This is a genomic window from Bartonella sp. AA9NXGY (genome assembly GCF_042196845.1).
In the GTDB taxonomy this organism is placed as follows: Bacteria; Pseudomonadota; Alphaproteobacteria; order Rhizobiales; family Rhizobiaceae; genus Bartonella.
Genome location: NZ_JBHIRB010000018.1, coordinates 15,338 through 29,660, shown reverse-complemented (window position 1 = coordinate 29,660; position 14,323 = coordinate 15,338). Strand labels below are relative to the sequence as shown.

The 14,323-nt window shown below is 38.1% G+C and carries 7 protein-coding genes and 2 tRNA genes; 3 read left to right on the top strand and 6 right to left on the bottom strand.

The genetic code is table 11. The features are described 5' to 3' along the window. Nucleotides 1-107: 107 nt before the first annotated feature. Nucleotides 108-181 (bottom strand) — tRNA-Gln (locus tag ACFIM6_RS08090). Between the two features lie 260 nt (nt 182-441). Here ACFIM6_RS08090 and ACFIM6_RS08085 point away from each other — a divergent pair. Beyond that, on the top strand, nt 442-831 hold the full coding sequence (locus ACFIM6_RS08085; RefSeq protein ID WP_375612407.1) for a VOC family protein: 390 nt from the start codon (nt 442-444) through the stop codon (nt 829-831). 181 nt (nt 832-1,012) lie between these two features. Further along, a complete protein-coding gene (locus tag ACFIM6_RS08080) occupies nt 1,013-1,144 on the top strand; it encodes a hypothetical protein (protein ID WP_375612406.1) in 132 nt (43 codons plus the stop codon). Nucleotides 1,145-2,742: 1,598 nt separating this feature from the next. On the opposite strand, the gene ACFIM6_RS08075 is transcribed toward ACFIM6_RS08080, so the two are convergent. The 5 genes from ACFIM6_RS08075 to ACFIM6_RS08055 form a co-directional block, all read right to left on the bottom strand. Beyond that, a tRNA-Gln gene (locus ACFIM6_RS08075) sits at nt 2,743-2,816 on the bottom strand. Between the two features lie 64 nt (nt 2,817-2,880). Then, nucleotides 2,881-3,639: an ABC transporter ATP-binding protein gene (locus ACFIM6_RS08070; RefSeq protein ID WP_375612405.1), complete on the bottom strand. Its 759-nt coding sequence runs from the start codon at nt 3,637-3,639 to the stop codon at nt 2,881-2,883. After that, nucleotides 3,636-4,511, bottom strand: coding sequence for an iron chelate uptake ABC transporter family permease subunit (locus ACFIM6_RS08065; RefSeq protein WP_375612404.1), 876 nt, complete (start codon nt 4,509-4,511; stop codon nt 3,636-3,638). The genes ACFIM6_RS08070 and ACFIM6_RS08065 overlap by 4 nt, the downstream gene beginning before the upstream one ends. A gap of 67 nt (nt 4,512-4,578) precedes the next feature. Further along, nucleotides 4,579-5,535 (bottom strand): ABC transporter permease, encoded by a 957-nt coding sequence (locus ACFIM6_RS08060; RefSeq protein ID WP_375612403.1) that lies wholly within the window; start codon nt 5,533-5,535, stop codon nt 4,579-4,581. Between the two features lie 105 nt (nt 5,536-5,640). Next, nucleotides 5,641-6,591 (bottom strand): siderophore ABC transporter substrate-binding protein, encoded by a 951-nt coding sequence (locus ACFIM6_RS08055; RefSeq protein WP_375612402.1) that lies wholly within the window; start codon nt 6,589-6,591, stop codon nt 5,641-5,643. A 198-nt stretch (nt 6,592-6,789) separates the two neighbouring features. Here ACFIM6_RS08055 and ACFIM6_RS08050 point away from each other — a divergent pair, with 198 nt between their 5' ends. Beyond that, nucleotides 6,790-13,815, top strand: a complete 7,026-nt coding sequence (locus ACFIM6_RS08050) for an autotransporter outer membrane beta-barrel domain-containing protein (protein ID WP_375612401.1) — start codon at nt 6,790-6,792, stop codon at nt 13,813-13,815. Nucleotides 13,816-14,323: the final 508 nt, after the last annotated feature.

The following is a 14,323-nucleotide window of genomic DNA, read 5'->3' as shown; positions in this document are numbered from 1 at the left end:
CTTAAAAACTCTTTGAAAAAAAATAAATTGGTACAAAACCTAGTGGCAAATTATACAAAACCTGCTGGCAAGCTACAGCTGGCAAGCTACAACAGCTACATACAAACTGGCTGGGGAACTTGGATTCGAACCAAGATTGACGGAGTCAGAGTCCGCTGTTCTACCATTAAACTATTCCCCAATAAGCCAATTTTACCATTTCTAGCAGATTCTATAGTGTAGGCAAGTGCAAAAAATCTTTAGATTATCGATAATAAAGAGCGATAGGGATATCATTATAATCCCAGTAGTGGCGGTCTCAATATTTTAGCATATAGCAATAAGCGAATAAAAACATATAAATAGAGCACACCGCGAATGGAGGCATCACAAACTCTTGTTGAAATATTCTCTAATAGGTATATGCCTGTCAGGCAACAGCTACTAAATCATGGAGAATTTATGAGTAATATTCCTACTTATCCTGTTACCCCAAACCTACAGTTGGTATACGTTTCAAACATAGAGTACTCTACGGCTTTTTACAAATTCATCTTCAAGAAAGAACCTGTGTTTACCTCGCCACGCTATGTTGCATTTGCTTCTTCGGGGGATGCTCTCTTTGCTCTCTGGTCTGGGGGCGATACGCCTGAGGAAAATGCACCTCGTTTTTCAGAAATCGGCATTATGTTGCCTACTGGAGAGGACGTAGATAAGCTCTATGCGGAATGGAAAGAGCAAACCACTGTTGAGATAAATGTTTTGAAGGAACCGTATACTGATGTATTTGGACGTACCTTCCTAATCAAAGATCCAGACGGACATATTATTCGTGTTTGTCCACTGGATTAAAAAGCTTGAGATCTGATCTTTAATTGTCTGAATTATAATACCTGAATTATAATAATTGTCTGTTTCCAAAACCTATAAGCTATGCAAGCTAAGAGGCTTACTTACGACGCGTGGCTTATCCGTTCGGTGCTGTTCCACTATATTCAGCCCCACAACCTGCCTGTTTCCACAGGCGGTCTAATTGGCTTGGACATCAGTCGGCGTTATTGCATGGCCAGCGATCAGTACTTGTAAAATCATAGAAGCTATCCCTTATCGCCTTATGTGGAGTCTTTTGTTGGAATGGGAGGAATATTTTTTACAAGGAAATTGATATCTTTATGAAGTTAAAAAGGTTTTGTACATAAAAACTAATAAAATCAATATATTAAGTGCAGTTATTTTGTATGAATCCACTTAAGAATCCCTACTTTTATGCATGTTTGAATTGATCATTTTTTATATAAGATTGCCATGGATGTATAGACTATAAAAAGCAAATCATGATGCAAATACTATAACGCATAGGTGCATTCAAATGAAATGAAAAGCGGTTATCATTCATAACAGGTCATAAATTTTATGATACGTTTTTATCACAGCACAAATCACATTGTTTTAAATTTCAGTCGTTTGGAATTATCAATAACATAAATTGCATACGTTTAAGAATGGATGTGTTTTGCTCTTTATTTGAGTGTAACCTTAAAAGGAATAATCGTTTGAAACTATCATAAGCTTATAGATTTAGTTCATAAAGATTGCATAAAAGGATTTAAAGACAAGATCATTTTTAAAAACACTTACTAAAAAGTTAGTAAATGATAGGCAGGCATTATATAGATACTATCATCACAATATAGAATGAAAATCACAATGTTATGTCTTATGAAACCGAAAGCATTTCAATGATATAACGCAAGCAAGCGAGAAAAAAACGTTTTAAAAGTTACATTAAAAATACGAAACCAAATGAGCTCCCCCCAAATTTTGGAGGCACCTATTGAAAAAAAGATGAGGCAGCAAAATTCAAAACCATTGTAACATCTAAGGTATGGGATTTTATTCAATTTTGAGTCAAAAGCTATAATGTTTAAAGATGGCTATTCTAAAGATAACGCCTCCAAAATTGGATTGGTTAATTTTGCCAACTCAAATTTGAGCTGGTTAATTTGCAAAGAAGTTACATTTGAGTGCAAAATGAAAAGATACTTATGAAAGCCTTATTGAGAAGACATTCATTTAAGATGCATTTTCTTTTGATTGGATTGATAAAGTTACCAAGCGTTTATAGATTCTATAATGCTAATGAATGATATCAAATCATAGCTATCATTTACGTTTCTTTTGATAAGTTTTCATATTTCTAAATAGAGCACTTGCAATATGATACGTTTTGTATATATGAATTTACTACTCCATTGTGGATGATTCATTTGAATCTTATAATCAATATCTGAAAGCCGCGTCATATCATTTGGCTCGGCTTTCTTTTTTGAATTCTCTCTTTAGATAGGTTTGTAGCTATTAGATAAGGCTTTCCCGTAAACAGAGCCAGATATACGTGTATTACTATGGAAAGGATTTATTTGCGAGAGGATTACCAGACAATGTTTGTTTTGCTTGCGCAAGAGAAAAATTCTTCTCTCTCAATGATGTGTCTCAGATCTGAAAAATCTTTAGCCAATTTAAGATAAAAGAGGTTGGCACATCTTATACATGTGGTTCAAAGAATCCGCACCGGCTCAAGAGCTTATCATCTCAAATTGCAATTTTTAGAGGAAGAGAAAATATGCATTAAAGGGATTTTAAATAACCCTTGAAAGTTTTGCAGATCCTTTGAAAAAAATAAATTGATGCAAAACCTGCTTTCAAATTATACAAAACCCGATGACAAGCTACAATCATTAAATACTGGCTGGCATTAAATACTGGCTGGGGAACTTGGATTCGAACCAAGATTGACGAAGTCAAAGTCCGCTGTTCTACCATTAAACTATTCCCCAATAAGCTAATTTTACTATCCCTAGTAGATTCTATAGTGCATGCAAGCGCAAAAAATCTTTATGATTATCGATAATAAAGAGCGATAGGGATGTCATTAATTGTTTTGATTTGAATATCGACATCATAAATGTCTTTAAGAATTTCTGGTTGCATAATTTCTTTTGGAGTCCCACAATAGGCCGCTTTCCCATTTTTCAATGCAACAATCATATCTGAGTAAGATGAGGCAAAATTAATATCGTGCATAACAATAAGAATGGTTTTTTTCAGTTCATCAGCTGTGCGGCGTAATTGCTTCATCATAGAAACGGCATGTTTCATATCCAGATTGTTTAATGGCTCATCTAAGAGAAGATAATCAGTGTCTTGGCAGATAACCATGGCTATAAAAGCGCGTTGACGCTGACCGCCAGAAAGTTCATCTAAAAAACGGTCTTGTAAATCTTGTAAGCCGAGATAGCGTAGTGCACTGTCGATAAATTGTTTATCTTCATGTGTATACCAGCCTTTTGAATAAGGATAGCGCCCAAAACTTACTAAATCATACACGGTTAAACGGAAGGATAAAGGATTATCTTGACGTAAAATTGAGAGTTTTTGAGCCAAAATATCGTGAGGAATTTTATCAATATCAAAGCCGTCAATGTTAATTGTCCCTTGATGGTGCGGTAAAAGACGTCTTATCAGCATTAAAAGAGTTGATTTTCCGGAACCATTGGGCCCAATGAGAGAAATAATCCCCCCTTTTGGAATATGAAGGCATAAATTATCGATAATCAATCGTGTTCCGTAAGCCTTGGAAAGATGATTGATCTCAATCATTTTAGTTTTCCCTTCATCAGTAACATTAAAAAAACAATTCCCCCACAAAACTCAATGATAAAACTTAAACGCCCTGCCATATGAAAAATTTGTTCTAAAATAAATTGTCCCCCCACCAGACAAATAATAGCCAATAATATTGCAATTGGAACAACAATACTGTGTTTTGCTTGAGGAGAAAGTTCATAGGAAAGGTTGGCAACTAACAGTCCAAAAAAGGTGACGGGGCCTACTAATGCGGTGGAAATGGATACGAGAATGGAAACAAAAATAAGGACAGCTGTCGCACTTTTGTGGTAATTAACGCCAAGATTGAGAGCATTTTCACGTCCCAAAGCCAAAATATCAAGAAGATGACGTGAACGCCATCCAATCAAACTTACAATGAAGACAATGATTGTGGCAAAGCCTATTAACGGTGTATTAAATTTATTAAAATTTGCAAACATAATATCGGTTAAATTCATCATTTGGTCTGGATTTAGTTGCAATTGCATAAACATCCGTAAACTGAAAAAAAATCCGCCTAAAACAACACCGATTAAAAGCGTCAAATGAAGTCCTTTTAGGCTTCCTGAAAAGAGCCAGCGAAAAAGGCTTATTGAAAAAAGGATAAGAATGAGGGCTTCAAGAACAAGCTGTCCTTCTTCATTCAAAAAGGGCAAAGAAAGAGAGCCTACAAAATACATTAGGGCAGTCTTTATTAAAATATAAAGCTGATCAAATCCCATAATTGAAGGAGTAAGAAGACGGTTATTAACGATTGTTTGAAATAAAACCGTGGAAACGCTTATTGCATAGGCAATAAGAAGTAGAGAGGAAAGTTTTGTAAGACGAAATTTCCATGTATAAACATTGATATTCCACGTCATGTAAAGACTAATGATAGTACATGCTATGATGATAAGTGTTGTTAGTACACATATTGTTTTTCTTCTTCTATCCAAGACGCTTTCTCCAGCGTAAAAGCAGTATCATAAAAATAAAACTACCGATTACACCCATTATGGTGCTGATGGGAATTTCAAGAGAGGGATGAATGATTCGTCCTAAAAGATCACAAATCAAGACCAATCCTGCACCGCTGATGGCCACCCAAGGAGCGGTATAGCGCATATTATCTCCCATGAAACTTGAAACAATATTTGGAATAATCAACCCAACAAAAGGGATACGGCCAATGGTACAGACGACAACAGCGGTAATTGAGGCGACAATAAAAAGACCAAAAAACATGACAACACGATAATTCAATCCAAGGTTATTGGTTAAATCTTCTCCCAAACTTGCAACCGTAAAGCGATCAGCAGTACAATAGGCCAGAATACAAAGGGGAAGAGATAGCCATAAGAGTTCATATTTTCCTTCAAGAACCATCGAAAAACTGCCAAATAAGTAAGCTTGAAGAGAAGGAAGTAACATTTCATAATCTGCAATGGCATTGGTTAAAGAGCCAATAATATAGCTTAGCATAATCCCTGTAAGGGGTACAATGAGAGCAGATTTTAGAGGAATGCGTTGCAATAAAAACATAAAAAGTAAAGTGCCTGCCATGGCAAAGATTGTCGCAACGACCATTTTTCCTAAAACAGGAACATCGGGCAAAAAAATCATAATAAAAAGAATGCCAAGGGAAGCAGATTCAACGGTTCCGACGGTTGATGGCTCGACAAAGCGATTGCGTGTTAATAGTTGCATAATCATACCTGAAAGTGCAAGTGCTGCGCCTACTAAAAGGATTGCAATGGTACGAGGAAGACGCGTTTGCCAAAAAATAAGCCACGCATGGGGATCGGCTGCGAAAAGGTTAGAAGGTGAGACATCAGAATAACCAACAAAAATGCTGAGGATAGACAGGAAAATTAGAAGTGTTATGGTTATCCAGTAATTCTTCACGTTAAATCATTTTCTAACAAAATTTAATAAAAAAACAAAGGTTATTTTATAAACAACCTCTGCTTTTAAATTTTATTTATATAGCAAGCAAGCTCTTTCGTGGGCTTATTTGCTCTTTGTAAAGGCTTCATTGATCTGCTGTGCGGTTTCAATGAGTGCCGTTAAACCGCCATTTGCACGATACCAACTCCAAGAGTCCAAATAAATAATTTGGTTTTGTTTGCTTGCTGTTGTGCGGTGAACAAGCTCATTGTTGAGCAATTGTGCTGCGGATTGTCCTTCCCGTCCAATGGCTGCATCGCGATCAATCACTAACAACCAATCAGGATTGGTTTCAAGAATGAATTCAGGAGAAATGAGTTGTCCATGTTTTTGCACGGTAAGTTTATCGGTTGCAGGGGCAATTCCAAAAGCGGAGTGAAAAATATCGAAACGTGATTTTGGTCCGAAAGCACTGATTTTTCCACCAGAGGTCATGAGTATGAGCCCAGTGCCTTTTCCTTGGGTATTTTTACGGACTTCAGCAAAAGCTTCATTGATTTTTGCAATTTCCTTTTCTGCTTCTTGTGTTTTACCAAAAATTTTTCCAAGGATAGACACATTTCGTTTTATATCTTCAAGAGAATTTTCGTTTTCTACGGTTAGATCAATTGTTGGGGCTATTTTGGATAAGTCTTTATATTTTGCTTGAGTTCTGGAGGAAATAATAATCAAATCGGGTTGAAGAGTGGCAATTTTTTCATAATCTGGCTCAAAAACGGTTCCAATTCTTTCATATTTTGCATCGTCAAATTGTTGCAGATAGGAAGGTTTTTTTCCTTCAGGAAGGCCGATAACTGCTTGGATACCAAGGCGATTCATATTATCTAGCGAGGCAAGATCAAACACAACAACCTTTTGCGGAGAAGTGGGAACAGAAGTCGTGCCTGAAACATGATCAATTGTTATATTTGTCTGGGTACTCGTATTTGCAATACTCGTATGCGTCCACAAAATCGTTGCAAAACTAATTGCAACCAGTAAAACAGAAGTCATCCATTTCATATATTTTATCATCGTGATTTTATCCTTTTATCTAATATTACAAAGGTTTGCGCACTTAAAAACTTAACTTTGGTATTTTTATGCACAAAATGAAGCGTAAATAAATAACACTATGTTGTAAAGTTGACTGACATATGTTACAAACCGTTCACTTACCTCATTTTCACTTAATTCTAGTGTTTTTGCAACATTATTTAGAAAGTTTGACATATGATCAATGTATTTAAAAAGCGTACACGTTTGTACGCACTGACAACAAGTGCTTTCTTCTTTTTACAAGGTGTAGATGTTTCTATGGGGAGTGGTTGGTTCTCATCATACTTTCCTTCAGTTTCATTGCCATCATTATCATCATTTACCTCTTTAATTGGAGGGTCGAGCACAGGGGCTATAACACCACCCGGAGGAGTGGAGGTTTCTGGAAGAGCAGAACCTAGAGTCGGTAATCCTGTTGGTAGTGGTTCTGCTCAGCCTCAGCCTCAGCCTCAGGCTCAGCCTCAGGCTCAGGCTCAGGCTCAGATTGTGCCTGTTTTAAATCACATTCGACCTATTAGTGCTTGTCATTCTAGAAAGAATAATATTTTTGTTCCTGGCATGATACGGAATGTTGCAGATAGTAGTGTTCGTGTTGCGAGTGGTGCAGGTGCAGTACCTGGTGTTGCGAGTGGTGCAGGTGCAGTACCTGGTGTTGCGAGTGGTGCAGGTGCAGTACCTGGTGTTGCGAGTGGTACAGGTGCTGTGCCAGGGGTCCCAGGTTCAGGTGTCCTATCTACTCCTAGTTCAGGCGTCTTATCTACTAGGATGGAAACAGTAGTAAATGTGCCGCAAGCAGGTGTACCAGCTGGCTTTGATGGCTCATTAGCTCTTGTACAAGATACTTTATTATCAGGTAATATAGCAGGAGGAGGATTAAACACTGTAAGTCAACAAAGACCAAAGGCTATATCAGGTGTTGCGAGTGGGGCAGATACAACGAATCTGCCTGCTATTCCAGGTGTTGGTCCAGGTACTATATCAAATGGTGCTTTGAATAGTATGCCAGGTGTTCCAGGTACAGGCGGTGTATCTACTAGGAAGGCAAGAGCAACAAGAGCAGAAAATGTGGAGGCAAAAGAAGCAAAAACAGCAATAGCAAGTGGGAAGAGAGCACGTGATGGGCATGCAGGTGTGCCAAGTGGAGTAGGTGGAGAGTTAGTTAGATTACTAGATGTTCCAAGAAATGTAGATACTTGGACATTATTTAATATTCCGAAAAAAGATAGTTTAGCTGAAACATATTTTCCAGTGGGGGAAGAGGCGCTAAGAGTACAAAAAGCGAGTGCAGATGGTCTTATTGGTATGCCAGGTATATCAAGTTTTGTATTGAATTCTTTAACACCTGATAGAGCAGGTTTTTTTGTGCCTGGTGTGAGTGTATCTACACCGGTTGGTGATGGTGTTGGGGCTCTAGAATTTATAGATTCTGTGGAGGCAGGTAAAGGATTGGCTGATTTACTCAATGGTGATCAGCGAATATATGGATCTATTTCCTGTGATCAGTCGGGAGTATATGCTCTAATAGGGGGGACTATTATAGCGGATCAAGGTGAGAGCGCTGTAAATGTGGAATCTCCCCTTGATGATGGGAAAGTAGTTGTTAATTTGGACGAAGTATCCATTGAAAGTATGAATATTGGGAAAGAACTTTCTGAAAGTTTATCTGCAGTAGGTATACAGGATTATAAAGTAGGTATAGAGAACATAGGTAGTTTATATATTCATGATCCGCTTTATGTTGGTGTATATGTCGGAGATTCTGCTTCAAATATGGGTGCGGAGGTTAAATTGAAAAACTCAAATATTCAGGGTTTTTTTATTGGGCTTCGGGCTGAAGAGACTGGAAAGATCACAATGGTGGGGGGAGGAATCAGAGATGCGTATATAGGTGCTCTTGCTAGTGATAATGGGTGGATTGTTTTAGAGAATGTAGATATTAATGTTAAAAGAATCGGTTTAGTTAGTTTGGGTCCATCCGTTATCGAGATGAGGTCTGGAGCAATTACCGTGAAAGAGGGTGGAATAGGAGTTATCTCTACAAAAGAGGGGACTGTTCTACTAGACGGGACGGTTATCAATGTTGCTGAGGAACCAAAAACTACAGAAGTTGGTACTTCGGAGACGAATATAGGTTTATTGTCACTTGGAGGTACTATTTCCTTTAAAAATGGAAAACTTAGAGCTCCTAATACTATTGCATTTTTGGTAAGTGATAGCTTTAAGAATAATATCTCTGGAGCTTCTAATAGAGTAGAAGCGGAGAGTGAGGGTGGCAATGATACGCAACAGGATTCTGACGCTAATAGTGATTCTTTCGTTGGTGAGGTCATCTCTATTGAATCTAGAGATGGCGCTGTCCTTAATAATATTGGTTCCGCGTATTTTGAGGCTTTATTCCCTATAGAGAATTTTTTAGGAAGCGGTGCAGATTCTGGAAGTACTAGTGCACCATCTGGAGCTGGCGCTGGAGATTCTGCAGTGGTGGCGTCTGAGCCAGATGCAAACTCTAGAGTTGTCAACTTAATAGTTTCTGATATTCAAAATTCAACCGTTAAAGTTGAAGGTAAGTCTTATGGTGTATTTTTTGGTGATATACCTTCGAATGTGAGGAGAAAAAATGATCAAACGAGTGTGAGACAAGAAAGTGGTCAAAATGTAGGTCAAAATCTGAGAGAGGGTGGAATAAAAGATGATGGAGATAGTTTGCATGCAGTTCTTTTGAAAAATACGGTTTTCAGAGTTCCTAATGGTGTGGTCATTTATGGTAACAGTTTGGATGGGTACGTCGTTGTAAAAGATGACTCAACTCTTTCGGGTGATTTAGTGTTGAAAGCTGAAGAGGGGTCGCATTTGTCGGTTTTTGTTGAAGACTCTGTCGTCATGGGGGGAGCTCACGTTGATAAAAAATCTCAAGCTAGGCTTTTTCTATCTGGGGGATCAGAGTGGTATTTAACAAAGAATCTGCATAATAGTTTGGAAAATTCAAATACGGGTTGTGTAGATTCATGTCTTTCGTCTATGAATCTTGTAGATAGTAATGTTAGATTTTTTACTTCTTTGAAAAATGAAAATACATCTAATAAAGATATTGAGTATCGAACCCTTCGCATAGGAGATGGGGATGGAACAGTTTATAGTGCTGCTTCTGCCGCTTCTGGTGCTACAATTTACTTCAATGCAAATTTGATGCCTAGCAATACAGAAAATTCTCAAATATCTGACAGATTGTTGATTCATGGTGATGTTTCTGGAAAAACAATGGTAGTTGTGAATGATACTTCTGATGGTATATCACAAAGTCAGGATACACCTCATAGCATTTCAATTATTCAGGTTTTTGGAAATGCAGAGAGGGATTCTTTTAAGCTGAAAGGTGATTATATTACACGAGAAGGGTTACCTTATAAGTATGTTCTTCGTGCTTATGGTCCAACTACTCCTCCGAAAATGCAGTATTTTGATAAGACATTACTTAAAAATAGTAGAAGTGTTTGGGATTTTCGTTTAGAAAATGAATATTTTATACCTCTCGTTTCTGCTTATACTGCTACTGCTAATTTTCAACCTATTTTTAAGGCTAAGCCACTTGTTGCAGTTGATTCTACTGATGCTTCTACTGAAACTGCAATAAATACTAATGCTGACACTGGTGCTGGTGAAGTAAATAGTGAATCCATAACTCCTCCTGTATCTGGGGAATCTGCATCTGTAGTCTCTGTTCAAGGCAATTCACTTTTGAGATCTGAAACATCTGACGAATTTTATGAAGATGATGATGACGAAGATTTTACGGAATCTGAAACATCTGAGGTTGTAGTGCATACCTTTTTACCTGTTACTCCATCTCCATCATCTGTTACTCCTTCTTTATCCAGAAATTTGGCACCTTTAGTACCTCCAAGAGTTAATTTAAGTGGGAGATCTGATACAGGTAGAGGACCTGTAATATCTGCCGATGAAATTTTTGTAACACCTGGGGATCATATTGTATCTAAGAGGCCATCACCTATAAAATCAGCTGCTGCTATGAAGGCTGCTATGAATGCTTCTGTTCCTGTTGTTTCTGAGGTAGCTGTTATATCTTCTAATGGAGTTTCTGCTATGAAGCCTTCTACTTCTGAGATATCTGCTATATCTAATGGAGCTTCTGCTGTGCAGCCTTCTACTTCTGAGATATCTGCTATATCTTCTAATGGAGTTTCTGCTATGAAGCCTTCTGCTCCTGAGATACCTGCTATATCTAATGGAGCTTCTGCTATGCAGCCTTCTACTTCTGTGGTTTCTGAGATAGCTGTTATATCTTCTAATGGGGCTTCTGCGAATGCTTCTTCTCCTGTGGTTTCTGAGACATCTGCTGTATCTTCTAGAGCTGTTGGGCGTGTTCTTATGCTTAGTCGTACTGGTAATGGAGATGTTTCTTCTAAGGAAACGGTTTCTTCTACATGTGATGATATGAATAATGGTGAGAAGGGATCACAGACTACTTATTTGTGTAGAGATGGTAAATCGCGGACAATAACAGGGAAGACACTGAAGGTAAGTGATAAAACTCAGCATCCTATGCATGCAAAAAATCAGGATACGGTTATTAAGTTAGAGGGAGCCACAATTAGTGGTGCGGATTTTTCTGATAGCAAAAATAATGTTGATTTTAATGAAATATATGCCGTGAGTGCTGTGCTTGCAGAAGAGGGGGCAGAAGTTGTTTTGGATAATAAATCAACAATTACCTCTTCTGTGATTGGGCTTGAAGCGCAAAGTGGCGGGAAGGTTACAATGCATGCTGGAACAGTCAATGCGCGTTATGTAGGCGCTTTGGCGGGTTCTGGATCATCTGTTAATTTAAAGGATACGAAAATTAACGTAACGGGGGATTTAGCTGTGGCTGGTTTGGCGAGTCAGGCTGGTGAGGTAACTATGGACTCTGGAACGGTTATGCTGACAAATGGAGTGGCTGTGAGATCAGAAGCACGGGGACGTGTAAGATTAAACAAAGTTAATATTACTGCGAAAAAGGAAGCAGGAAAGTCGAATTCTACAGAGAAATTTGGACGTGCAGCTTTTTTGGTGAGTGATAATGCTTCTGTTGATTTTAAGAATGGAAATGTTGTTACTGATGCTCATGGTTTGTGGATTATAAAGTCTGATGATAATGTGGTTGAGACCGGCTCTTCCAGGAGAAGGAGATCTTCTGACGTTCGTCCTACTATGAATCACGTAAATATCGAGTCTTCTACTGTTAAAGTGGAAGGTGACGGAGTCTACGGCATATATTTTGATGGGGGAACACAGAAGGAAGCGAGTCAACAAAATCGAAGTCAGGATTTAACAACTGAGAAAACAAATGTTGTTAAGCGGAGTACTGTGTCCAAACAGGAAAAAACGCCTATAGGCATAACAGGGACAGTTTCGTTGAAAAAAACTGATTTTGAAGTTGCAAATGGTATAGCTATCTATGGTAATAATTCTGGTGGTCATGTTTCATTAGAAAATAAAACAACTCTTGCTGGTGACTTGTTATTAAAAGCCGAGAATGATTCGAACATATTGGTTTCAGTTGATAATTCTATTGTTACAGGCGGTGTTCGCGTTGATAAAAATTCTTATGCAAAATTAGACTTGGCTAATAATTCACAGTGGATTCTAAAAAGAAGTGCACAGAGGAATTTGGGGACTCTAGATTCAGGATGTGTGGATTCATGCATTTCTTCTGTAAGTCTTGTAAATAGTGCTATTGATTTTGCACCTTCGGAATCTGAAGGAAAATATCAGACTCTCCATATTGGAAATGGGAAAGGAACTGTTTATGCGGCACAGGGTAATGCTGTAATTCATCTCAATGCACGTTTAAATCCTCGTGATCGGAGTGATCAGCAAGTCACTGATCGGCTTGTCATTCATGGTGATGTTTCTGGAAAAACAAAAATACATGTACGAGGTGATGCGGGCAATGTAGGAGATGGTAAAGCGAATGCCAAGATTGCTCATACTGTTTCAATTATTCAGGTCTATGGTCAAGCGAAGAAAGACTCTTTCCAACTCGATGGCAATTATGTTGCACTGAGAAACTCACCTTACAAATACACCCTTCGTGCTTATGCTCCAGAAGCGACTTCGAAACAGGAGCATGTTCAGCAGAAATTTGTTAAGGATGGTGGAGAATTTTGGAATTTCCGTTTAGAAAATCAGTATGTTAAGTCTGTTGGATCTGCTGCCCTTCCTGAACAATTTGTAAGGTCTGTTGTTCCACAGGTTCCAACTTATCTCAGCTTGCCTAATAGTGTATTCCACGCTGGTTTAATGGATATTAGCAATCAAAATAAGCAATTGGAGACGTTGCGGATGACTTCTACAGGAATGGTAGAGGTTCGTGAAAATCCCGCTTTATACTTGCGCGGCTATGGTGGAAGTTACCGTTATGCTTCAGATCTTTCCGCACTTGAATATGGTTACGGAGGTGATCTTAGTTATAATGGTGTAGAGGCAGGTGTTTTGCTGCAAACTATTGAAAATGCTGACAGTGCTATATCCTTTGGCGTTATGGGAACTTATGGAAAACTTTCTCTGCAGCCTGTGAATGTTGAGTACAGTCAGAAGAGTGCATTTGATAAATGGACTGCTACGGTATATGGTAGCATGCAGCATAATGTTGGCTTCTATGTCGATGGTCTTTTATCCTATGGTCTGTTCAAAGGTGATGTTCTCACCCTTGCACGGGGTAAAACAGCAACATTAAAAGGTAATCCTTTGAGTGTTTCTTTAGCTGGTGGTCAGACAATTATGACAGGATATAAGGGCTTTGTCTTTGATCCGCAGGTTCAGGTTGTGTATCAACATCTCCGGTTTGATAAGGCCCGTGATATCGACAATTTTAATATTGAAATGGGTAACCTTAATCAGTGGGTAGCACGTGTTGGTGGACGTTTAACCAAGATTCCTACAGGTTCTGAAGGCGTGGATGCTGTTGCTTTCTATGGTAAGCTTTATCTTGCTCATGGTTTTGAAGGAAAACAGTCTGTGCATTTCAATGATGCTTTCAAGTTAGGAGCTTTTGGTTCTTCTCTAGAGGCTGGATTAGGTTTTAATGCCAAATTGTTGCCACAGTTCTCTCTGCATGCTGATATTCTCTATCAACATAAGCTTAATAAGGCTGGTTTTTCGGGAACAAGTTTTTCCGGAGGAATACGTTACCAGTTTTAATATAAGGTACACTATGTACCTTTTTAGAAAAGGCAGCACATTGTGCTGCCTTTTTTCTTTGTAACAACTTGTGTTGTCTTTAAAAGATTTTCGTCTTCTTGATTGAGCAAAAAAAAACATAGTTTGTTTTGTGTGTGAGAGCACTTTTCTCCGCTAAAGCGAATTTTCTTAAAATTTATGCTGCTACTGATGTGATTTTGATGTTTTCTAAAGCTCGTTTTTGAGAGTTTGTTTTTTACGGATTTAAATCATTGTTTCATTCATCTCCTTGTGGATTAATTTTTAAAGTTCACAAGGCTAGATTGTGTTTTTAATTAATTGCACGCACTGGTTTCATTTTTTCTTTACACGAAATACAGAATGCATTATACACTTATAAAGTGTGTTTTGTTGTTATTCTCTTATAGATGGTTTTTAGCGTAGAGCTTTTGCCAAATTTATTGGGATAATTCATTGCACAGTTCAAATAAGCATGAGGCATGTTCTTTTGTTACACTTTTCGTATTTT